A 25,998-nucleotide genomic window follows, 5' to 3' on the forward strand; every position below is an offset into this window, starting at 1 on the left:
AAAATGGAAGATGTATATCCGTTAAGTCCTTTACAAAAAGGAATGTATTATCACTGGTTAGCCTCTCCAACATCTTACTTTGAGCAAGTAAGCTATAGGTTAAAAGGTTGTTTAAATATAGCATTACTAGAAAAAAGCTATGAAGTTTTGGTTGATAGACACGCCGCTTTAAGAACTTTCTTCACCCATAAATTTGGAGAAGATGTTCTGCAGGTTGTTAAAAAAACAGGAGAATCAATATTTTCTTATGAAGATGTAAGCTTAGATCCGAACTTTTCTTTTCAAGAATTTAAAGAAAAAGATAGAAATAAAGGGTTCGATTTGAGTAGAGGCTCACAAATGAGAATTAGTATTTTAAAGGTAGGACACGAAACATACGAATTGGTTTGGAGCCAGCACCATATTTTAATGGACGGATGGTGTATAAGTATTTTAATTAGAGATTTTTTTCAGATTTATAATGATTTACAACTCAATAGAAAGCCTGTATTAGATCCTGTTATTCCTTATTCAAAATACATACAATGGCTCGAAAAAGTAGATGTATCCAAATCAAAACAATATTGGAAAAATTACTTATTAAATTATGAAACCAAAAGTTCGCCACCTAAAAAAACAGTAGCCAGCAAAGGTTTTGTTTCTAAAGAGACTGCTTTAAAAATTGAAAAATCAGCTAGAAATAACATCGAGCAAGTTTGTGCGAATCTGGGAATAACAGAAAATATTTTTATTCAGACAATATGGGGGATTCTTCTAGGCAAGTATAATGGAACTAATGATGTTGTTTTCGGTTCTGTAGTATCTGGGAGACCAGCTGAAATAATAGGGGTTGAAAAAATAATAGGACTATTCATAAATACCATTCCTGTTCGTATACAATCACAAAAGAACATGACAGCAAGAGAACTTTTTAAACAAGTTATGCAGCAGTCAATTAACAGTACCTACCATCATTACATTCAGTTAAATGATGTATTAGAAGTGAGTGATCTAGGAAGAGATTTATTTGATCATATTTTAGTTTTTGAAAATTTTCCTATTGATGATAATTTAATAGTTGCGTCAGACGAGGAACTGGCAGTATTAGAATCTGAAATTTATGAGCATAATAATTATGATTTTACAGTTGCTGTTGTTCCAGGAAAGGAAAGTTTAGATATCAGGTTTAATTATAATGGACAAATCTTTGACGCTTTAGTAGTGGAAAGATTAAAAGCGCATTTTGAAAATTGTATCCACACGATTGCCAAAGATCCTGATAGTATTATTGACACCCTGGACTATCTTTCAAAAGAAGAAAAGCAGCAAATAATAATAGATTTCAATAGTGATAATTTAATATATGATAAAGCAAATAATCTAATTGCTCTTTTAGAAGAATATACAAAAAAAACACCTAATGAAATCGCGGTGGTTTATGAAGATAAAAGCATAACATATAAGACATTAGAAGAAAAATCGAATCAATTTGCTCATTACTTAAAGAGTAATTATGAAATTGGGTTAGGCGACACTGTTGTTGTTAAACTAGAAAAGACAGAATGGACTATTATAGCCTTGTTAGGAATATTGAAATCTGGCGGGGTATATGTTCCTGTCGATATAAATTATCCAGAAGAAAGAATTCAATTTATCGCAGAAGATTGTAACTCTAAAGTGGTAATTGATGAAGAAAAACTAAGTCTGTTTAAAAATAAAACCGAAATATGGCCAGTACATAATTATTTTGAAATTAAATTGTTAGGTAGCGATTTGGCTTATATTATTTATACGTCAGGAACTACAGGGAAACCTAAAGGCGTAATGGTTGAACATAAAAATATAGTTTCGTTTATTGAAAGCTGCAAAAAAGAATTTGGTATTGAAAAATTAAAACTACCATTATTATCATCTAATGCCTTTGATATCTCTTTATTTGAATTGTTTTATCCTTTAGCGACAGGAGGAACAGTAACAATTTTAAGTAACAATAATAGTAAAGACATAAATTATTTAGCGCAATGCATGAAAAAGGTAAATGGATTTCATGCTGTACCGGCGTTAATGGCACAAATATTAAATTATATAAAAAGCACAAATACACAGCACCAATTTCAAGGAATTACTAACCTGTTTACAGGAGGGGATGCTGTTTCTACAAGTATTCTCAAAGAAATGAGAGAAGTCTTTCCAAATGCAGCCATACACGAACTTTATGGGCCCACAGAGACTACAATATTTGTTACCGCCCATCATTATGATAGCACTACAAAAGAGAGTGAATACAACGGAGCCTTAATAGGAAGCCCTAATCCAAATTCGAGCCTATATATTCTTGATGAACATAATCAAGCTTGCGGATTGGGTATAGCAGGGGAAATATGTGTAGGAGGTGACGGAGTTACAAGAGGTTATATAAATCAACCCGAATTAACGGAAGAAAAATTTATCGAAAACCCATTTGATTTAACCGGCAGAATATACAAAACCGGAGATTTAGGCTGTTGGTTAGCCAACGGTAATATTGAGTTTTTAGGCAGAAAAGACCAGCAAGTAAAAATACGCGGCTACAGAATTGAGCTTGGAGAGATAGAGAATACTATTTCGCATTATTCGGAGGATATAAAACAAGTGGTTGTTGAAGTAAAAGAAAACAATCAGGAGAAAGTATTGGTCGCTTATCTAGTATCGAACACTCATGTAGATAAATTAGAATTGAGAAACTTTCTGCAAAGCAGACTGCCCGATTATATGGTTCCAGGTTTTTATGTCGTCTTAGAAAACCTGCCTTTAACCTCAAACGGGAAAATAGATAGAAAAGCTCTGCCAGGTATATCGGGAGAAGATCTTATTAAAAGAGAATATGTAGCTCCAAGAAACGAAACCGAAGAAAAATTAGCAGAAATCTGGCAAGAAGTATTAGGAATAGAAAAAATAGGTATAACCGATAACTTCTTTGAATTAGGAGGACATAGTTTAAAAGCGACCCGTTTAATCGCAGAAATTTATAAACATTTTCGCGTAGAACTTAATATCTCTCTATTATTTGAAGCACCTATTTTAGGAGAGTTAGCGAATCAAATAGATAATATAATCTGGGTTAATGCCGCTGTTGATGTTAAAGGCGTTGAAACAGATGATATTGTTATATGAAAATAATAATTGGGGGTAATGCAGGGGAATATTATAGGTGTGCCAAATGGCAATATTAAAATTTACATCTTAGATCCTCAAGAAAGATTATGTCCAATTGGCGTCTCTGGAGAAATTTGTGTTGCAGGAAACCAATTAGCCAGAGGATATATTAATGGGAATGGAGATGGAAACTTCAAAGACTCGCTAGCTTTAAATAAAAAAATATACAAGACAGGAGATTATGCCAGATGGCTTAATAATGGCAAAATAGAGTTTTTAGGTCGAAAGGATTCTCAAGTAAAAATAAGAGGGCACCGAATTGAATTATATGAAATTGAAAGTGTTATTGAGGATAATCCTTTGGTAGAAAATGTGATAGTGCTATATAAGGCAATCAATAATAATGAAAAAGAATTGGTAGCTTATATAAAAGGGGACGAAAGCTTAAGTCTTAGCAAATTAAAAGAAGAAATAAGTATAAAATTACCCAATCATATGATTCCGTCCTATTTTTTTATAATGAAGGAATTCCCAATAACATCAAATGGAAAAATAGCAATCAATGACTTGCCGCTTCTAACAACCAATGAAAAAAGAAAGACTTTAATATTTAATGAAACAGAGCAGATAATAGAAGGCATTTGGCAATCGATATTATCCGATCCCAATATTGGTCTTGATGATAATTTTTTCGATTTAGGAGGAAACTCTATAAAAGTAATGATTATGGCGAGACTGATTAAAGAAGCTTTTGAGGTTATCATTCCTATAGCAGATTTCTATAAGTATAATACAATAAAATTATTAAGCATTAAAATAAATCAAGCCAACCGCTCTCAAATAGAAAAAGATAGTATAAAAATAGAATCTTCAGTAGCGGCTATACAAAACACTATTAGAATTTTAAACAATTTAGACAGTAATGATGAAAAATTATAGTAAAGATAGAACAGGGCTTGAGCTTGCTATTATAGGTATATCTTGCAAAGTGCCAGGTGCGGATAATTGGAGAGAATTTTGGAACAATTTATTGGGTGCAAAGGAATCCATACATTTTTATAAAGACGCTGAATTAGAAAATTTGGGGGTAAATAAATCTGTATTTTCAGAAAAGAATTATGTAAAAGCAAAATCGGTTGTGAATAATAAAGGAAGTTTTGATAATCTTTTTTTTAAATATTCAACTAAAGAAGCCGCTTTAATGAATCCTACACACAGAATATTTCATGAAAATGTATGGGAGGCGCTAGAAGATGCTGGATACACTCCTGATCAAGTTAATGGAAAAATCAGCATTTATGCAGGAGTGGGGGATGATACAAATTGGAAGGCCTATGCCATGATGAAAAATATGGATGGCTTAATAGATGATTTGACGCTTAATTTTATTTCAAGTAAAGATCATTTAGCATCACTAATAGCCTATAAACTTAATTTACAAGGCGCAGCATACTCAATAAATACAGCATGCTCATCATCATTAGCTGCCATTCATTTAGCCTGTAGAGGATTACTAATGGGAGAAGCGAAATTAGCTGTTGCTGGAGGTGTTTCCTTAGATACGTCAATACAAAAAGGATATAAATATCAGGAAGAGCTGATATATTCTTCTGATGGGCATTGCAGAACTTTTGATGATGCGGCAAGCGGTACAGTGGGCAGCGAAGGATCTGGAGTGGTAGTTTTAAAAAAATTAAGTGACGCTATTGAAGATAATGATCATATATATGCTGTTATAAAAGGAAGTGCCGCAAATAATGATGGGAATAGAAAAGTAGGATACGCGGCTCCTAGTATTATAGGCCAAACAGAATGTATAAAAACAGCTCATAAGCTGGCAAATGTAGAAGCAGAAACTATTGAATACATTGAAGCTCACGGAACAGGAACCAAAATAGGGGATCCAATTGAAGTTGAAGCTTTAAATTTAGCATTCAATAATAATAACAGCCATAATTGTGCTTTAGGATCTGTAAAAACAAATTTTGGGCACACAGATGCGGCATCAGGAGTTATAGGATTAATAAAAACGGCACTCAGCTTAAAATATAAAAAAATACCTCCGACTCTGCATTATAAAAAAGCAAATGCTGAAATTTATTTTGAGGAAGGGCCATTCTATGTAAATGCAGAATTGAAAGAATGGGAAGGTAATGGACAACCTCTTAGAGCTGGCGTAAGTTCCTTTGGAATTGGAGGCACAAATGTTCATCTGATACTGGAAGAAGCCCCTGAGCAAATATCTAGTGTAGTTGAAAAACAAATAAATAGAGTTTTAACAGTTTCTGCCAAAACCAGCAGTTCGCTCAAAAAGTATTTAAATAAGCTTCATACTTTTCTGGAAGCGGAAGACGTAAATTTAGATAATCTTATATACACATATAGAGTAGGGAGAACTTCTTTTAACTACAGAATAGCATTAGAATTTAAAGATAAAAATGAACTTCTAAATAAACTGTCTGAAAATAACGGCAGATCAGATCTTTTTGCAGATGTAACCAAGAAAAAAAAGACTGTTTTTCTTTTTCCAGGTTTGGGAAGCCAATATAGCGGGATGATAAAAGATGTTTATGAGAACGAAAATGTCTTTAAAGAAAAAATTGATGAAGGGTGTAGCTATCTAAAAGAACTTACTGGCGAAGATTTTAAAACAATCTTATTTTCCGAAAACGAAAAAATTGAGAAACAAAAATATGCAGAGCCATTACTCTTCTTAGCAGAATATTCGTTGGCCTATTTGTTAAAATCATTTGAGGTATTGCCAGACTATGTATTAGGTCAGAATATTGGAGAATATGCTGCCGCGTGTGTGAGCGGAATATTCACATTTGAAGAAGGCTTAAAGTTAATGGTTCTAAAATCAAGTTTATTAAATGAGAAAAAACCTGCCATTTTATTAAGTGCATTCTTGACTGAAGAAGAAGCAGAAAAGTTTATTAATAATAAAATTTCATTAGCAGCCGTAAACGGTACACAGCAAGTAACATTTTCTGGAAAGCAAAAAGAAATAGAAGATCTTAGTAATCAGCTAAGTGAAATGGGAGTGATGAATTCTAAGCTTCAAAAAAAGCACATAGATTATTCAAATGTAAATGATGCTTTTAAAAAACAGTTTATTTCATTTTGGAATGACTTATCGCTAAATGAAATGAAAGTTCCTTTTGTTTCCAGCATAACAGCAGAATTAGTGCTAGAGGAACAAGTAACGAAACCAGAATATTGGTTAAATCTGATTACAGAAACAAGCAGATTTTATAGCAGTATAGCACAATTGACAGAAAAAGAGAAGGATCTTGTTTTTATAGAAGTCGGCTCGGGAAATACTCTTGAAAGATTAATAAATAGGGAAGCAGTTTCAACAAATAAAAAAACAACCATTATTAATTTAACGAGACAAGCAAAAGATACTGCTGATGGCTCAAATGTTTTAGAAAATGCATTGATAAAACTGTGGCATAACGGCACAAATGTAAACTGGGCAGTTTACTATGATAAAAGTAAATATAAGAGAATTTCATTACCAGTATACCCTTTTGAAACAAGTCAATTTCCCTCTGAAGTAGAACCATTCAAAGCAATGTTTGAGACAAAAGCACCGTCTTTCGACTCATCAAATATTTCCCATGCGCAACAGGATGAAATTAGAGGATCAGAGACAATGGTAGAAGAAGATATAGTGCTGGATAAATTAAAAAAAATATTCAAAGACTTTTTTGATATTGAGGAAGTTAATGATGAAAGCGACTTTTTTGAATTAGGATTAAATTCATTAAATGGAATGCTTTTATTAAAAAGTATTAAAGCAGAATTTAAGATAGACTTTACACTGCAGGAATTTTTTGAATGTGAATCAATAGTAGATATTACTTCTAAAATAGTAAAATTTCAATCTAATGAACCTCAATTAAATTCATATAAAACAATTACAATATGAGTATAGGTATTTTCTTGGAAGAATTAAAAAAGCAGGGTATTGAGATCGTTTTGTCTGGAAATAAAAATAATCTAGAGGTAAACTTTAAGGATAATTTATCAGAAACCATTCTCAATGAAATAAAAGCAAATAAAACTGAAATTATTGATTATTTAAATAGTTCGAATCCGACCATTCCAAAAGCAGCATACTCTGCTGCTGGATATCCGCTAACACCTTCACAAAAAAGAGCATGGATATTAAGTCAGTTAGAGGGGTACAATTTTGCATATAATATGTATGAAGCTTTTGTGCTCGAAGGCGAATTGGATGGGGAAAAACTACAATTAGCATTGATAGATTTAATTGATGCGCATGAAATATTTCGAACAGTTTTTAAAGAAGACGATAATGGAGAAGTTAGACAATTTGTTAGAAAAACAGAGGAATTTAATTTTGGATTAGAAACGGTAGATTTAAAAGAGGATACTCCTTCAGAGGAGCAATTGCAAGAATTAATTTTAGATGAAATCAAAGTTGTTTTTAAATTATCTACGGGTCCATTAACAAAATGTAAATTATACCAAGTTTCAGAAAATAAATGGGTTTGCCTTTTTGTGATTCATCACATTATATGTGATAGCCGATCTTTTGATGTTTTGAAACGAGACTTATTATTAGCATATAATGCCAGAGTAAATAATAACTCAAAGGGCATAATGCCATTAGATATACAATATAAAGACTTTGCCGTATGGAGAGATGCCAATTTGAAAGGCCAGGGGCTAAAAACCCAAAAAGAATATTGGCTAAAACAATTTGAAGGAGAATTACCAGTCTTAGAGCTGCCATTAGATAAGAAAAGGCCGGCACAGAGAATGGTTGAAGCGGGCATGATTAAAAGAAAAATTGATAAAGAACGAACCAATAAATTCATAAAATACTGCTCAAATCAAGGAGCCACATTATTTACAGGCTTAATGAGTCTGCTTAATCTTCTATTCTATAAATATACCAATCAAACAGATATTATTTTGGGTTTTCCAATGTATGGAAGAGAGTTTCTGGAATTAGAAAAAATAATAGGATTTTTTGCTGATACATTAGCATTAAGAACAAAATTTAATGGAGAAAACAGTTTTGAAGAATTACTGCATAATGTAAATCAAAGAGCCTTTGAAGCCTATGAGCATAAAGATTACCCTTTTGAAGAATTAATAACGGAATTAAACCCAATTAGAGATTCCAGCAGAACTATCTTCTTTGATGTATTTGTTGTGCTTCAAAATTTTGAACATTTTGCCTCAAAAGAAACAGCGGTGAGTTTTGAAGGACTAAAAGTAAGTGAATTTAAAGGCAAAGATACTAGATATGCAGCATTTGATTTAATTATAAACTGTGGAGAGTCTGAAGATGGACTTGAATATGCTATTGAGTATAACCGAAGTATTTTTAATAAAAGTACTATAGAGCAGCTAGCCAATCATTTAGAGCTATTAATGGATATTGTTTTAAATAATGCCAAAATAAGCATTACTAAAATAGATCTCTTAACAGCTGCCGAAAAGAAACAAGTTTTAGAATTTGGAGGAGCAATAAATAAAGAAGAGAGAGCTTCAATTTATGAAAATAGTTTATTAAAAGAACAAGAGGAGCAAAACTTAGATTTTAGCCTTTTTTACTTTGGAAATAAAGGAACCGAAAAAAATAATTACCAATTATTAATAGAAGGCGCAAAGTATGCAGATGCAAATAATTATAGTGCAGTTTGGACACCAGAAAGACACTTTAATGAATTTGGAGGGCCATACCCAAATCCTAGTGTATTAGGAGCTTCGCTAGCAACAATTACCAAAAATATAAGTATTAGATCAGGTAGTATTGTAACCCCTTTACATCACCCAATTAGAATAGTGGAAGAATGGTCTGTGGTAGACAATTTATCCAATGGCCGAGCAGGAATGTGTTTAGCTTCTGGATGGAATGCTAATGATTTTGTCTTAATTCCTGCGAATTATGAAAAGCGATCTGAATTGTTATATGAAAACATTAATGAAATCAAAGAATTATGGAAAGGTAATTCTATATCATACAAAAATGCATACAATGAAGATGTACTCATATCAACACTTCCGAGGCCTATTCAGCAAGAAGTACCAATGTGGATTGCTAGCGGAGGAAGCATAGAAACATTTAAAAAAGCAGGTGAAACAGGTGTAGGAATTCTTACGGGACTTTTAAATACAACATTTGAAGATTTAGCTGAAAAAATAAAAATATATCGTCAAGCTTATGCAGACCATAAACATCCGATAGGTAAGGATAATGTTGTATTAATGCTGCACACATATATAGATGAAGATATGGAAACTGCTAAAAATATAGCCAGAAATCCAATGAGTCAATATCTATTTGAGTCCGTAAGTATGTCAAAAAAACAGACAAAAGGATTAGAAATAGATAGAAAAGCTAAAGATGTGACAGATGAAGAAGTAGCAGAACTTCTAGCATATACCGTAGAAAAATATTTTGATAAGTATAGTTTAATTGGAACAGAGCAGTCATGTCAAAAAATATTAAATGATGTAAAAAAGGCTGGAGTAGATGAGGTTGCTTGTCTGATCGATTTCGGAATAGACTATGAAAATATTATGAAGGGCTTAAAACATCTAACGAACCTTAAAAACGGTTTTGTTAAAAACAACCTTCATGAAAATGAAATTAAAACTCCGGTATTAACTGAAAAGAATACTGCAACCGTAAAATCTATTATCGATGTATTTAAAGAACAAGTTTTGAATACACCTCATAATATAGCCTTAAGGTTTAATGATGACTATCTTACCTATAAACAGCTGGATGAAAAATCTGATCAGATAGCCTATTACTTAATACACAATAAAGTACAGCCCAAAGATGCTGTTGCTCTTTATCTGGATAGGTCTTTAGAAATGATAACAGGAATGTTGGGGATTTTAAAATCTGGAGCTGTTTATGTACCCATAGATATAGCATATCCTAAATCAAGAATCGAGTATATGCTGAATGATTGTGGAGCTGGTTATATTTTAACTCGACAGTCTTATATAGAGGGAATACCAAATACCAAGGACTTAAAAATACTATCAGTTGAAGAAGCAGAGGAAGCTCATATTCTAATAGATTCAATTAATTTACCTGAAGAATTTAGCAGTAATGCCTATATTATTTATACTTCAGGATCAACAGGAAAACCCAAAGGAGTTCCTATAACGCATAATAATTTATACGCGTTTTTTGAAGGCACTAAAAAAGTATTTGAAGAAAAAGAACAGCAAATATGTTCGCCAATTTTAGCTTCAAACGCATTTGATATATTTCTTTTCGAATCGTTATATCCAATACTTAATGGAGGAATTTCTGTAATGATTGCTGGTGAAGATATTCTGAATATGAGTGTTTTACTTGAAAAACTTAGAAATATAAATGCATTCCATACTGTGCCGGCATTAATGATCCAATTAATTAATCATATAAAAAATGTTAAAGAAGACACTGATTATAATATGATTAAGGACATATATATTGGAGGAGATATAGTACCGTCTAACACTTTGATAGAGATGAAGAATATATTCTCTAACGCTAATATTCATGTACTATACGGTCCTACAGAAAGCACCATATTTGTAACAACCCATACTATTAAACGAGGAAGTATAGGTGCTGATGATCAGCTTGATGGAAGCATTATAGGAAAGCCAAACCCTAATGTTCAACTATATATATTGAATGACGAATTGCAATTAAATTCAGTTGGAATAGTGGGACAAATATGTGTTGGAGGACCAATTATAGCAAATGAGTATTTGAATAACATAGAGGAATCAAATGAAAAATTTGTTGAAAACCCATTTGTAAAAGGAGAAAAAATATATAAAACAGGAGATTTAGGCAAGTGGTTAATAGACGGAACTGTTGAATTTATTGGAAGGAAGGATCAGCAGGTAAAAATTAGAGGTTTTAGAATTGAATTAAGAGAAATAGAATACATCTTACAAAAACAACAAGACATAGAATTAGCTTGTGTGGTTGTTAAAACTAATAAAGCAAAAGAAAAAGAATTAGTTGCCTATGTGGTTAGCGAACAAAAGCAAGATATTTCAAAGCTTCGCAGTCTTTTATTAGTAAGCTTGCCAGAATATATGATTCCTTCTCATTTTGTTCAATTAAAGGAAATGCCTATGACTTCCAATGGCAAGATTGATCGAAAAAAAATAATTTCATTAAAAGATATTGAAATACAAACACAAGTTAAATATGTTCCGCCTAGAAATGATATCGATAAAAAACTAGTGAAAGTTTGGGAACAAATCCTAGAAGTTGATAAAATCGGAATAAAAGATAATTTCTTTGATTTAGGGGGACACAGCTTAAAAGCTACAAGAATAATTAGTTATATCGACAAGGAATTTAATTTAAGGCTTAATCTGCTAACAATATTTAATAATCTAACAATAGAACACCTGTCTGATGAGATTGACAAAATGATATGGGTAAATGCAGAAGCACTCGAAGAAAGTGATTTTGAAAATTATATCATATAAACAGCTGAAAAATTATGTCACTTCAAATATGGTTTTAAATAAATACGAAATATGATTGAAAAAACTCTTTCGACTCATACATATGACGTCGTAAATCCGCTACTGACCAATTTAGGCGAAGATGTAATGGGGTTCCTTAACGAAGTTCAATTACAATATCCAAAAGCAATCTCATTTGCATCCGGGCGTCCTGATGGCAATTATTTTAATATTGAAAAATTTTCTGAATATCTCAATTTTTTTATAAAAACAGCAGCTTTAGAGAAGGGAATAACAGAAAAAGAAGTGCTAAACGATTTAGGGCAGTATAATAGAACTAAAGGGATAATAAATAAGGAAATAGCAAAATATCTATTGACAGACGAATCTATACAAGCAGATCCTGAAGATATAATAATTACGGTTGGCGCGCAGGAAGGCATTGCAATGGGTATAATGACGGTATGCGATAAAGACAAAGACGTTATCTTAGTTGAAGATCCTGCCTATATTGGAATAACTCATTTCTCGAAAATTAACGGATATGATGTAGATGGAATTCCAGTTACTTCCGAAGGGATTTCATTAGAAAAAGTGGAAGAAAAAATTCAGTACTACCGCAGTATAGATAAAAATGTTAAAGTGGTGTATGTGATTCCAAATTTCCAAAACCCTACAGGAATAGCAATGTCTTTAGCAAATAGATATCGATTATTAGAATTAGCCGAAACCTATGATTTTTTAATTTTTGAAGATAATGCCTATGGCGATTTTTCATATGAAGACAAAGAATATCCTTCTCTAAAGTCATTAGACCAAAACAATAGGGTTATCTATTTAAGATCACTTTCAAAAACTTTATATCCTTCCCTGCGCCTTTCATTAATGGTAGTAACTCAATCAATATCCGTTAGAGGGAAAATAATGAGGTTGAGCGATTTAATGGCAAAAACAAAAGGATACATCACAGTAAATACGCCATCTATAATTCAAGCCATGTTTGGCGGGCTGTTAAGGCAGCATAAATATTCTCTGAAAGAACTAAATCAAGAAAAAATACTTGGCATGAAAACAAAAAGAGATTACCTCCTAAAATGCCTTGAACAGACTTTTGATGCTGAAAAATATAGTTGGGCTAAACACATAAAATGGAATAAACCAGAAGGCGGTTTTTTCATTACAATAATGCTTCCTTTTCAGGTTACAAAACAAGATGTAAGGGATTGTGCAGAAAAATTTAAAGTCATTTTTACACCCATGTCCTTTTTTTACTTAGAGAAAGGCGGAGAAAACGAATTACGATTGGCATTTAGCAACCTCTCTTTAGAAGAGATGAAAACAGGCATAGAACGATTAGCAAATTTTATAGAAACAAAAATAAGTAACCAATAAAAATTAAACGATGGAAAATAAAAATGAAATAATAGTATCTGATCTTTTAAAAATAGAGTACGATTTTATAGAGTATTATGTTGGCATGGCAAAAATGGTTGTTTACTGGCACGTAAAAGCATTAGGGTTTAAAGTAATTGCTTATGCTGGGCCAGAGACGGGTGTTAAAGATCGCTGTTCATATTATATTGTTAAGAATGATATAAAACTTGTAATCACATCTGCATCGCAGCCTAGTTCCTATAAAATAGTATCATTTGTAGACTTACATGGAAACGGAATTAAAAGAATGGCCATTAATGTTGATAATGTTAAGGAATTTTTTGGAAGAGCTATGAAAAATGGCGCAATACCAGTAGAACACCCGCATATAACATCAGATGATATGGGTTTTGTAGAACAAGCCTCATTAAAAATGTTCGATGATAATGAAATTGTTTTAATTAATTATGACAATTACAATGGCGACTTTCTTCCAGGTTATAAAAACGTTGAACAAGAATGGGATTTTGATTTTAAAGATTCGGCATTAGAGAAAATTGATCATGTGGCTTGTGCCTTACGCTTAAATGAAATTACACTTTGGGAGAATTATTTTAATAACATTTTTCTATCTAAAACAGTTTTAGAATTTGATGAAAGACAAGAAAGCGGAAAGAAAATAGGAATGCTTTTAAAAGTATTGCAATCCGAAAACAAATCCATAAATAATGTTTTAGTCGAACCAGAACATGGAGTAAATACACAAGTGCAATTATTTATTGATCAAAATTATGGTACAGGAATACAACATATTGCTTTTGAGTCTAATAACATATTTAAATCAGTAGAAGCTCTAAGAGAAAATGGTGTGAAGTTTACAAAATACCCTGACTCATATTACGATAAACTTGAAAAAAAATACCCGCAGTTGGATGTTGCTATTCTAAGAAAACATGGGGTATTATGTGATGTGGTAGACGGCGCTTTGCTGTTTCAAATATTTACGGTGCCAATAGGAGACAGAGCTACATTTTTTTACGAAATCGTACAGCGTGTAAATGATTATGATGGTTTTGGACTAGATAATATTTATGCACTGTTTGATGCTATGGAGCAAGAATTAAAACTAAAAAAGCAATACTAGTATAATGATAGAAAATAAGCTTAGTATTTTAGACGAAATCCGGATTATAGTTGGAAGTAAATATGTAATAACCAAGCCAGAGCTATTATATAAATACTCTAAAGACTGTACTTCTAATAAAGTAATGCCTCCGTCTGCAGTAGTTTTACCTCAAAACACTCAGGAAATTTCTAAAATTATTGCCATATGTAATGAAACAAAAACAGCGATAACGGTTAGAGGAGGAGGCACAGGAGTAAGCGGTGGAGCATTATCAGCCCATTCCGGCATTATACTTTCTTTAGAACGGCTAAACAAAATTATTGAAATTAATACGATTGATAGAATTGCTATAGTTGAGTCTGGTGTGATTACTAAGGATTTAAAAGATGCTGTTTTAAAAGAAGGCTTAAATTTTCCGCAAAATATTAGCAGTGCAGATTCCTGTTTTATAGGCGGTAACGTTGCTGTGTCCAGCGGTAGTCCAAAATCATTAAAATACGGGACTACCAAAAACTATGTCGTTAATTTAGAAGTAGTACTCCCTGACGGACGTATAATTTGGACAGGAAAGAATGTGAGTAAAAACGCAACAGGCTATAATCTTACTCAATTATTTAGCGGAAGCGAAGGGACTTTAGGAGTTATTACAAAAGTCGTTTTAAAATTAGTGCCTCCAATGAAAGAATTAGTATTAATGGTTCCTTTTTCTAAAATTGAGAACTTATTTATATGCGTTCAGCAATTCTTTGCCAAAGGATACTCAGCATCAAGTATTGAATTTATTGATGGAGTCGGCTTTAAATTAGTATCACAATATTTGGACAATTCCTACCATATTAAACCCACTGCGGAAGGAATTCTATGGATAGAGATAGAAGGAGATTATCCAGACAAGCTTTTGGATGAAGCCTTGAAAATCAGCCGGCACATTAATGAATATACACAAGAGGAAATTCATGTAGCGGATAATCCAAGCGAGGTAAAAGCATTGTGGAAAATGCGTTCAAAAGTTGGAGAAGCTGTAATAAACCACACTTTTTTTAGAGATGTTGATATCGTTGTGCCTTGTTCTAAAATTGATGAAATGTATAAGGCAATTGTCATTATAGCCAATAAATTTAATTTTAATTATACGGTTTTTGGCCATGTTGGAGATGGTAATTTTCATGTCAATATCTTTCAAAACAAAGAACAAACCATTGAACAATGGGAAGCTGATATTGTGGTGTGGGTAAAAGAAATATTTTTAAAAGCATTAGAATTAGGAGGAACTATTTCTGGTGAACATGGAATTGGAAAAATAAATCTTCCCTACATAGCAGAAGCTATACCGACAGCTCGAATAATAATGGATAACATTAAAAAGACATTTGATAAAAATCAAATAATAAATCCCTAAAAATTCAAAGACACTATTTCTATAAACATCAATCTATATATTTCTAAAAATTGAAAATTAATGGAGATTAATTTTGAGTTTCAAAATATAAACAAGTAAAAAATATAATCATGGTTAACGATTTATTTACAAGGTTAAAAACACTGAATATCAATTTAAAAGTAGTTAACGATACATTGGATATTAAAGCGCCTAAAGGAGTTTTAAACGAAGTGTTATTAAATGAAATTAAAGCCAATAAAGAAAGTTTAATTAGTTTAATTAATCAATATTCAGAATCTAAAATAACAGATTACAAACAAATCCCTGCAGCCTCAAAAAGCAATGATTATCCTTTGTCATCATCTCAGCACAGATTGTGGGTGCTAAGTCAGATAGATGAATCGAATAGATCTTATAATATGCCAGGGATTCAAATTATAGATGAGGAAATTGATGTAGACGCTTTTTTGAATTCGCTTCGGGATTTAATAAATCGACATGAGGTTCTAAGAACGATTTTTAAGGAAAATGAAAATGGAGACCTTAGGCAGTACATACAATCAGAAGAAGAATTTATTTTTCCATTTACGCAAATTGATGTTGATAACGATGAGGAAAAGCTTAAGGAAATAATAGAAAAGGAATATACTACTCTTTTCAATTTAGAAAAGGATTCATTATTTAAAGGGAAACTCATTCGCATTAGAGATAATAAATGGATTTTCTCTTTTGTAATGCATCATATTATTACGGACAGCTGGTCCATGAATGTCATAACTAATGAATTATTAGAAAATTATAACGCCAGAAAAAATGGCCAGCCTGTTAAAAACAAACCATTAGAAATCCAATATAAAGACTACGCCGTATGGCAGCAGGACCAGCTGGCAAATGGTCATTTAGAAAAAGACAAGGCTTATTGGCTGGAACATTTAAAAGGCGATCTGCCAACATTATCCCATTTTGGAGACTTTCCCCGTCCGGCAATAAAAACCTATAACGGAGGAACAGTAGAGCGTAAAATTGACACGGCACTTTATGAGCAGTTCAAAACGTTTTACAAAGCCAATGAAGGCACGTTGTTTATGGGGTGTCTAAGCCTTTTAAATGCAGTATTGCATAAATATACAGGCCAGGAAGAATTTATCATAGGAAGTCCGATTTCTGGAAGAAGCAATCCCGTGCTTCACGATCAAATAGGCTTTTATGTAAACACTCTGGCACTTCGCACTGCATTTACATCGGAAGATAGTTTTGAAGTTCTTTTCGGAAAGGTAAAGGAAAATACGCTTAATGCCTTTAAACATCAAGATTACCCTTTTGATGAGCTTTTAGATGATTTAAACATTAAAAGAGATGTAAGCAGGGGCGCATTATTTGACGTAATGATTTCTGTTCAAAATGAAAATAATTTAGTTCAAACTGATTTGGATCAGTACGATAATTTAATTGAAAATGAATCAAGTAAATATGATTTAACATTTACATTTATCGAAATAGCAGACAGCTTAAGGGTAGTAATAGAATACAATAGCGATATTTTCAGTAAAAGCTTGTGTGAGCAGCTCTTGCTGCATATGGAGCAGCTGCTGGAAGGAATAGTTGCTTCTCCAAAACAGGAACTCTCTGAGATTTCCTGTTTAAATGCGTTAGAGAAACACGAACTATTGGTGGATTGCAACACGACAGAAACAGCATATGAAGAAGGGATTTCTTTACTTGGATTGTTTAAGGAGCAAGTCGCTTTGGTTCCAGATAAGACCGCACTGATCTATGGTGAAATCTCGTTGACGTATAGCGAGCTGGATGGTTTGAGCAGCCAATTCAGCCATTATTTAGAGAAGCATAGTGAGTTGGCTTTGGAAGATCTAATAGCCATAGCCCTGCCTAAAAGCCATTGGCAGATCATATCGATTCTAGGCATTTTAAAAGCAGGCTGCGCCTATGTTCCAATCGCTTTGGATTATCCGCAAGAAAGAATAGACTTTATCGTATCTGATACAAAAAGTAAGATTGTCATCACGCCAGAACTCCTATTGGATTTCGAATCCAGCATTGGGGACTATTCCAAGGAAAAAGACATCTGCTCCAGAGATCTGTCCAGTCTGGCTTATGTGATGTACACCTCAGGATCTACAGGAAGGCCAAAAGGCGTTTTAATAGAAGACAGAGGGATTATGCGATTAGTGAAAAAGTCGAATTATATCAATATAGAACCAAGCTCCGTCCTATTGTCTACAGGTTCGTTTTCATTTGATGCGACCACTTTTGAATATTGGAGTATGCTGCTCAACGGCGGAAAATTAGTTTTATGTGATGAAAATGAACTTTTATCTGATGATTTATCAAAAATAATAAAACAAGAATCCATTACTATTATGTGGTTTACTGTTGGATTATTAAATCAGTTAATTGATGAAAATATTCAACTTTTTCAGGGGCTGAAAACCGTATTGGCAGGAGGTGATAAATTATCTGCTGCTCATATTAACAAGTTGAAAAATCATTATCCAGATTTAGAAATCATAAACGGATATGGACCAACAGAAAATACCACTTTCTCTTTAACTCATAAAGTAGAAAAAGTGAGCAGCAATAATATTCCCATAGGAAAACCAATCACTAACAGCAGTGTTTATATACTAGACAAAAGCAACCATTTGGTACCAAAAGGTGTTGTCGGCGAAATTTCTCTAGGAGGAGCAGGATTGTCAAGAGGATATCTTAATCAGCCTGAATTGACGCATGAAAAATTTATCCCAAATCCTTTTAAAGAAAACCAACGTTTGTACAAAACCGGAGATTTAGGAAGATGGCTGAAAGATGGTACCGTAGAGTTTTTAGGAAGAAAAGACAACCAGATAAAATTACGAGGCTTCAGAATTGAATTAGGCGAGATCGAAAACGTATTGTCTCAGCATGAGTTTATAAATTCGGCATTGGTAGTCGTTCACGAAGATAATCTGGCAGAAAAAGTATTGGCGGCTTATATAACGCTAAACAGCCCTGCAAATATTCAGGATATCAAACACTGGATGTCAACTCTTTTGCCGGCTTACATGATTCCAGCTTATATAGAAGTTCTCGATAGTTTTCCATTAACCGTAAATGGAAAAATAGACCGTTCTAAATTGCCATTGCCTGAAATCACTACATCAAACAGAACGACAGATTATAAACAACCCTCTACTGCAATAGAAAAAGCGCTAGCACAGTTGTGGGAAGAAGTTTTGAGTATCTCACAAATAGGTCTTGAAGATAACTTTTTTGATTTAGGAGGCCATAGTTTAAAAGCGACTAAATTAATCAGTAAGATTCACAAGGAATTCCAGGTAAAATTGTATCTAAAAGATTTATTTGCTCATCCTACTCTGATTTCTCAAAGCAAATTAATTATTGAAGGACAGCATTCAGGTTATAACAAAATTCCGGTTTTGGCGAAACAAAATGGTTATCCATTGTCGCTTATGCAGCGCCGTTTATGGATATTAAGCCAGTATGAAGCAGCTAACATTGCTTATAATATGTCCGGTGCTTATGTTTTTGAAGGAGTATTGGATGCTGCTGTTTTAGAACAAGCATTTATAGAATTAATTAAGCGTCACGAAATCTTGAGGACCTCTTTTAAAGAAGATGATCAAAGAGAAATATTGCAATATGTTATTGAGCCTGAAAATATCTCTTTTAAATTAAAAAATATAGATTTGAGAGGAGCTGAAAGATCAGTTCTTGAAAAATATCTGGCAGAAGATGTATTGGCTCCATTCAATTTATCATCAGGCGAATTAATAAAAGCGAGCATCTACAGACAATCAGAAAACAGCTGGGTATTTAGTAATGTTATTCACCATATTATCAGCGACGGTTGGTCTATGGGAATCATTGTGAACGAATTATTACATCTTTATAATACTTTATTAACAGGAGAATCACCAGCATTAACGCCATTGAGCATTCAATACAAAGATTATTCATCATGGCAGCTTAAAGAATTAAGCGACTCCAGATTAGATTTTCATAAAGGATATTGGATCAATCAGTTCAAAGACGATTTGCCAATTTTGGATTTATCAGGAGGAAAACAGCGTCCTATTATAAAAACATACAATGGAGGCGTTTATAATAAAATAATACCAAGTGAGTTAAGCCATAAATTGAGTGAATTTCTTAAAACACAGGAATCTACTTTGTTCATGGGATTATTAAGTGCGGTTAACGTATTGTTTTATCACTACACCAATCAGGAAGATATCACGATTGGAAGTCCAATTGCAGGAAGGGATCACGCCGATTTAGAAAATCAAATTGGTTTTTATGTAAATACTTTGGCTCTAAGAACCCGTTTTTCAAAGAACGATACTTTCAAAAATGTTTTATCCAAAGTAAAAGAAGTTGTTTTAGGTGCTCACGAACACCAATTATATCCTTTTGACGAGTTAGTTTCATCACTAAACATCACTAGAGATATGAGCCGTAACCCATTATTTGACGTTCAGGTTATCGTTCAGAATAATCAGGATACTAATGATATAGGATTAAAAAATTTAACAGTGAGTAGTTTTGAAGGTGAAATGCCTCATTCTAGTGTGTTTGATTTAGTGTTTAATTTTGTCGAATCCCAGCATGGTTTAGGTACAAGCATCATTTACAATAGTGACGTATTTGATTCTGAGAGAATTGAACAATTTGGGAATCATCTGGAGCATTTATTAATTGCTTTATTAGAAGATCCAGAACTGCCAGTTCAAGAAGTTAAGTGGCTATCTCAAGAAGAAAAGCAGCATTTGTTAGATTTTAATTCAGTAAAAATAGACTATGACAAATCAAAAACGGTCATAGACATCATAAACGAGCAGGTTGTTAATAATCCGGAAGCCATTGCTATAGCTTTTGAAAGGACTGAATTAACGTATCGTGAATTAGATGAACGTTCGAATCAGCTGGCTCATTTTTTACTTGAAAATTATAAGATTCAGGCCAATGATTTTGTCGGAATAATGATGGACAGATCAGAGTTGATGTTCATTGGAATTTTAGGAATCCTTAAATCAGGAGCCGCTTACGTGCCTATTGATCCTGATTATCCGGCTTCTAGAAAAGAATTCATCTTACAAGATACCAATGTAAAAGTATTGCTTACACAATCAGATTACATCTTTGATTTATCGTATTATCAGGGAGGAATATTTGCAATGGATTTACAGCTGGAGACTTTAACAGATCTGGTTACCGCTCCAGAAGTAAGCATATTGCCGGAGCATTTGGCTTATATTATTTATACTTCAGGATCTACAGGAAATCCTAAAGGAGTTATGGTAACGCATGGTAATTTGCAGCATTCATTGACACCAAGAAATTATGTTTACGCTCCAATAAAGTGTTTCTTATTATTGTCGTCTGTAGCTTTTGATAGTTCGATAGCAGGAATATTCGGCACATTAAGCAATGGGGGAAAATTAGCAATTACTACGAATGCAAATATTGGTAATGTAAGTTTTATTGCCGATTATATTGTTGCGCAAAAAGTAAGTCATTTATTAACTGTGCCGTCTTATTATAAATTGCTTTTAACGGCTTTGCAAGGCAAAGAAACAGCTCTTGAAGAAGTGACCGTAGCCGGTGAAACTTGCCCGATAAGCTTGATCGAAGATCATTTTAAGAGCAATATAGGCCAGTCTGGTTGCCAGTTGTTTAATGAATATGGTCCTACAGAATGTTCGGTTTGGAGTACAGTTCATAAATATGAAGAAGGAAAACCGGTAACAGCAACTATTGGAAAACCAATTGCCAATTCCCTTATTTATATCTTAAACGAAAAAGAAGATCTGGTTCCTACAGGTGTAATAGGCGAATTGTACATTGGCGGTAATGGAGTTACAAAAGGCTATCTGAATAATCCGGAATTAACCCAACAAAAATTTGTAAAAGATCCGTTTAATAAAGCGGGTAGGATGTACAAAACTGGAGATTTAGGAAGATGGAATGCAGCAGGAGAAATTGAATTTCTTGGCAGAAAAGACAATCAGGTTAAGGTAAGAGGATATCGCATAGAACTAGGAGAGGTGCAATACGCGATTGAAAAATCTGAATTTGTAAAAGCAGCTGTGGTTTTAACAAAAGAAAATAAATCAGGTGACAATGAGCTGTTTGCTTATTTATTATCAGATGAAATCTTAAATACTTCAGATCTTAAATACAACTTAAAAGATTTGCTGCCTGGTTACGCCATACCGACTCAGTTTATTATTTTGAAAACTTTCCCTTTAACTCCAAATGGAAAAATAGATACCAAAGCATTATTAGAAATTGGCGGTTCTGAGACCAGAAGCGGAGAAGAATACGTTGCTCCGCAAACGGAAGAAGAAAAACTCTTAGCAGGTATCTGGGAAAATATTCTTGATAAAGAAAAAATTGGTGTAAATGATCGATTCTTTGATTTAGGAGGAGACTCTATTAAGGTGCTGAAAATTGTTAACGCTATTTATAATACAATGCAATTAGAGATCAGCATTTCAGATATCTATGTGTATGACAGCATATCGAAATTATCAGAGTTTATAATCAACAATAAGAAATCACTTGACAGCAAAAAAGAAGAAGGCATAGAAGTCAGAAAGAACGTTCTGGACTATATGAATGTTTTGAAATACAATATTTTAGAATCTTTAGATGAAGATAAATCTGAAGCTATAGAAGATTTGTATCCTATGAGTGATATCCAAAAAGGAATGATATACGAGTCTTTATTATATGAAGGAACAAGTATCTATCACGATCAAATGATTAACCAAAGACAATTTGTAAATTTTGACATTTCGGTTTTTAGGCTGGCAATGCAGTTAATGGTTGACAAACATGAGATTTTAAGAACAGGTTTTAATATGCAGGATTATGAGCAGGAAGTTCAAATTGTGTATAAAAATGTTGAGGTTCCTGTTTTATACGAAGATTTATCTCATTTAGGTTCTTTAAAAGAAAAAGAAAATGTTATAGGAGCGTTTCTTCAGTCTGAATTGCTAAACCCGTTTGATGTTAGTAATGCACCGCTTTTTAGAATGGCAGCATTTAATATTGGTGATGATAATATTGTCTTTGTTTCTCAATGTCATCATGCTATTATTGATGGCTGGAGTGATTCTATGCTTTTAACAGAGTTAAATAACTTGTATCTGGCCCTTTTAGAAGACATTACATTTAAACCTGAAAAAATAAAAGCCAGTTATAAAAACTATGTGGTTGAACATGAGATTGATAAAAAAGATGCCAAAATCCAGTCGTATTGGAAAGAAGAACTGCAGGATCATAGTAAACTAAACATATTTACCAATACGCCTGTAAATAGTATTTACGGAAATGTATTGTCTGAAAATGAAGTGAACGAATTAAAGCATCTTGCTGCAAATCTTAGTTCGACCGTAAAAGAGATTTCTTTGAGTGCTTACCTGTATATGTTAAGTATCTTAAATTCAGATCCGGACATAGTAACAGGTTTGGTTACCAATAACAGACCAAGCTGCCAAGACGGAGATAAAATTTTAGGATGTTTTTTAAATACGATTCCACTGCGTTTTACCATTGATTATAATGTAACAGTGAAGGATTTTATAATTGAAGTTCAGAATAAATTAATCGCATTAAAAAAATATGAAAGACTAAGTTTATTGCAAATAGCTAGTTTGTCTGATAATCAATATGCTAATGAGAACCCATTTTTTGATGTTTATTTTAACTATGTTGATTTTTACACATACGATAAGATAAAAAGCGAAATCAGAGAAAATGTTAATCAGGATGAAAAAGAAGAAAGCCTTTCGTTAATAGGATCCAATAAAACGAATACATTTTTAGATTTTAATGTAAACACCACAGGCGACCTTTATCACGCAAGTCTTTCGTTAACAAAAAAACTGAAATCAGGATTAACTGTAGAACAAGTAAATGATTTGTATTTTTCTATACTAAGATCATTCATTGCTTCTCCAAATCAATTGCTAAAATCAATTGATTATTTAAGTGCAGAGGAAAAACATACTTTGCTGCATGAATTTAATAATACTAAGCATGAATTTCCGTCTGAAACAACACTGGCAGCGTTATTTGCACAACAAGTAGAAAATGCTCCAAATGAAATTGCATTGGTATTTCAGCAAACAGAGCTAACATTCTACGAACTAAACGAAAGATCAAACCAATTAGCAAACTATCTGAGATCAAACTATACCTTAGGTGCAAATGACTTAGTGGCTGTAGCATTGCCTAGAAGTGAGTGGATGATCATATCAATTTTGGCAATACACAAAATAGGAGGAGCTTATGTGCCAATAGATCCTAAACATCCTCAGGATCGTATTGATTATATTGTTCAGGACAGTTCGAGTGCATTGATCATAGATGCAAAAGTGCTTAAAGAGTTTCATGCGGTAGCAGAAAATTACTCTAAAGAGAATCTAACATTAATCAATAAACCTACAGATATTGCCTATGTACTTTATACCTCCGGTTCTACAGGAAACCCGAAAGGATGTATACTAGAGCATAGAGGCGTGGTAAATAGGATACAGTGGATGTGGGAAGCATTTAATTACACGCATCAAGATGTTATTTTACAAAAAACGACATTCACCTTTGATGTTTCTGTTTGGGAAATTTTCATGCCTTTATGCTGGGGCGCAAAAATGATTTTATGTTCAGATGAAGATGTCAGTATTCCGCAAAATATAGAATCATTAATAAAAAAACATAAAGTAACCTGTTTGCATTTTGTGCCAAGTATGTTAGATGTTTTTATTGACAGTTTATTTGATGAATCGTATGATTTTAGCAATCTGAGCAGTTTAAAACAGGTTATCACCAGTGGAGAAGCGTTGCAATTAAACACCGTTAAAAAGTGGTATGAAAAATTAAAGACTCCTATACAAAATTTATATGGGCCAACAGAAGCTTCTATAGATGTTACGTATTATACGACCTCAAAAGAAGATGCGGTTATACCAATTGGAAAACCTATTTGGAATACTTCTATCTACATTCTGGATCCTCATAATAACCTTGTCCCTATAGGATGTTCGGGAGAAATCTATTTAGCAGGAGCAGGACTGGCAAGAGGCTATCTAAACCGTAAAGAATTAACAGATGAAAAGTTTGTGGAAAATCCTTTTGTTCTAGGTGAAAAAATGTACAAAACGGGAGATATAGGAAAATGGACTCCTGATGGCAATATCATTTATGCAGGGAGAAATGACAACCAATTTAAAATTAGAGGATTTAGAATTGAATTGGGCGAAATAGAGCAATGTTTATTAGAGATTGAGACATTAGATTCTGCAGCTGTACTAGCCAGAAAATCTTCATCAAATGAGTTAGACCTTGTTGCTTTTGTAATAAGTAGTACGGAGCTGGATGTAAAAGGAATTAAAAATTTCCTGCAAAAGAAACTTCCTGAGTACATGATTCCTAACTATTACGTTAAGCTTGATACGCTGCCGCTTACATTAAATGGTAAACTGGATGCTAAAAAATTATTAGCTATCTCTACAGAATCGGGAGCACAGACCATTGAAATAGTAAAACCTGAGAATGATCTGGAAGAAAATATTCTTCAGATATGGAAAGAAATTCTATCTAAAAAAGAAATAAGTGTTACAGATAACTTTTTTGAAATAGGCGGCCATAGTTTAAGAGCGATCAAATTGCAGTCCATGTTAAAAAGAAAACTCGATATGAATCTTTCTATAAAGGATATTTATAACAGGCCAACCATAAAAAGATTGGCTTCAGATAAAGAAAAATCAAATTCATTGCTAATAAACTTGCAGGTTAATAATCGTAATAACACGATTTATTTCATTCCGCCATTAACAGGTAGTTCGATCTTGTATAATCCTTTAGCCAAAGTTTTGAGCAACGAATTTGATTCAATCGGACTACAATACAAAGGTTTTGAACACAAGGAAGAATTCAGTCAATCTGTCGAGGAAATGGCAAAGTCTTTCATTGAAGAGATTAAAAATAATCAACCTGACGAACCATTTATAGTATTTGGATATTCTATGGGATCAGCCATTGCATTTGAAATAGTGAAAGAACTCGAAAAACACTATAGTAAAATAGATTTAATTCTGGTAGACAGGCCATCTAGTATAGATATAGACCAAAAAGATTTACAAGACATAGATATTTTGGCCAATTGGTTACTTGAAGAATTTAAGAAGGTTATAAAGCTGGATAAAGAACAAGAAAAACATATTCTGTCTTTTCTAAAAAATAATTTGATGCTTAATAACGCGTATCAGCTTGAAGGGAAAATTTCCAGCAATATCTATGCTTTTGAGGCTTCCGATAATGAATTTAAGAGTAATATGCAGAGTTGGCAGAATTACACAACCGGAAATTACGCGCACCATTATTTACTAGGTACGCATTGGGATGCAGTCTCTGAGCAAAATTTTGAAATCTATCGTGAAGTATTCAATAGTATTTCTGAAAAAACGAGTATAGAAACAATTTAAAATCAAACAAACTTAAA

At 33.0% G+C, this 25,998-nt stretch carries 8 protein-coding genes; all 8 read left to right on the forward strand.

Going from position 1 to position 25,998, the window contains the following annotated elements; genetic code table 11:
- Positions 1-3: 3 nt before the first annotated feature.
- The 8 genes from N4T20_RS10500 to N4T20_RS10535 all read left to right on the forward strand — a co-directional run bounded on the left by N4T20_RS10500 (position 4) and on the right by N4T20_RS10535 (position 25,981).
- Positions 4-3,132, forward strand: a complete 3,129-nt coding sequence (locus N4T20_RS10500; RefSeq protein WP_260672951.1) for an amino acid adenylation domain-containing protein — start codon at positions 4-6, stop codon at positions 3,130-3,132.
- An 18-nt stretch (positions 3,133-3,150) separates the two neighbouring features.
- The gene (locus tag N4T20_RS10505) at positions 3,151-4,053 is read left to right on the forward strand and encodes a non-ribosomal peptide synthetase (protein WP_260672952.1); all 903 of its coding nucleotides are present in this window, start codon (positions 3,151-3,153) and stop codon (positions 4,051-4,053) included.
- Positions 4,037-7,048 (forward strand): beta-ketoacyl synthase N-terminal-like domain-containing protein, encoded by a 3,012-nt coding sequence (locus N4T20_RS10510; protein WP_260672953.1) that lies wholly within the window; start codon positions 4,037-4,039, stop codon positions 7,046-7,048. The genes N4T20_RS10505 and N4T20_RS10510 overlap by 17 nt, the downstream gene beginning before the upstream one ends.
- Positions 7,045-11,613 (forward strand): MupA/Atu3671 family FMN-dependent luciferase-like monooxygenase, encoded by a 4,569-nt coding sequence (locus tag N4T20_RS10515; protein ID WP_260672954.1) that lies wholly within the window; start codon positions 7,045-7,047, stop codon positions 11,611-11,613. The genes N4T20_RS10510 and N4T20_RS10515 overlap by 4 nt, the downstream gene beginning before the upstream one ends.
- A 51-nt stretch (positions 11,614-11,664) precedes the next feature.
- Complete coding sequence (locus tag N4T20_RS10520; RefSeq protein WP_260672955.1) at positions 11,665-12,984, forward strand: PLP-dependent aminotransferase family protein; 1,320 nt, start codon at positions 11,665-11,667, stop codon at positions 12,982-12,984.
- A 10-nt stretch (positions 12,985-12,994) separates the two neighbouring features.
- Positions 12,995-14,110, forward strand: coding sequence for a VOC family protein (locus tag N4T20_RS10525; protein ID WP_260672956.1), 1,116 nt, complete (start codon positions 12,995-12,997; stop codon positions 14,108-14,110).
- 4 nt (positions 14,111-14,114) lie between these two features.
- The gene (locus tag N4T20_RS10530) at positions 14,115-15,491 is read left to right on the forward strand and encodes an FAD-binding oxidoreductase (protein ID WP_260672957.1); all 1,377 of its coding nucleotides are present in this window, start codon (positions 14,115-14,117) and stop codon (positions 15,489-15,491) included.
- Positions 15,492-15,601: 110 nt separating this feature from the next.
- On the forward strand, positions 15,602-25,981 hold the full coding sequence (locus tag N4T20_RS10535; protein WP_260672958.1) for a non-ribosomal peptide synthetase: 10,380 nt from the start codon (positions 15,602-15,604) through the stop codon (positions 25,979-25,981).
- The last annotated feature ends 17 nt before the right edge of the window (positions 25,982-25,998 follow it).

It is taken from the genome of Flavobacterium sp. TR2 (assembly GCF_025252405.1).
Classification (GTDB): domain Bacteria; phylum Bacteroidota; class Bacteroidia; order Flavobacteriales; family Flavobacteriaceae; genus Flavobacterium.

Excerpts from the sequence above, each read along its gene's own strand:
- N4T20_RS10500 (WP_260672951.1), top strand. The coding sequence starts at position 4 with ATGGAAGATGTATATCCGTTAAGTCCTTTACAAAAAGGAATGTATTAT.
- N4T20_RS10515 (WP_260672954.1), top strand. The coding sequence starts at position 7,045 with ATGAGTATAGGTATTTTCTTGGAAGAATTAAAAAAGCAGGGTATTGAG.
- N4T20_RS10505 (WP_260672952.1), top strand. The coding sequence starts at position 3,151 with ATGCAGGGGAATATTATAGGTGTGCCAAATGGCAATATTAAAATTTAC.
- N4T20_RS10535 (WP_260672958.1), top strand. The coding sequence starts at position 15,602 with ATGGTTAACGATTTATTTACAAGGTTAAAAACACTGAATATCAATTTA.
- N4T20_RS10525 (WP_260672956.1), top strand. The coding sequence starts at position 12,995 with ATGGAAAATAAAAATGAAATAATAGTATCTGATCTTTTAAAAATAGAG.
- N4T20_RS10520 (WP_260672955.1), top strand. The coding sequence starts at position 11,665 with ATGATTGAAAAAACTCTTTCGACTCATACATATGACGTCGTAAATCCG.
- N4T20_RS10510 (WP_260672953.1), top strand. The coding sequence starts at position 4,037 with ATGATGAAAAATTATAGTAAAGATAGAACAGGGCTTGAGCTTGCTATT.
- N4T20_RS10530 (WP_260672957.1), top strand. The coding sequence starts at position 14,115 with ATGATAGAAAATAAGCTTAGTATTTTAGACGAAATCCGGATTATAGTT.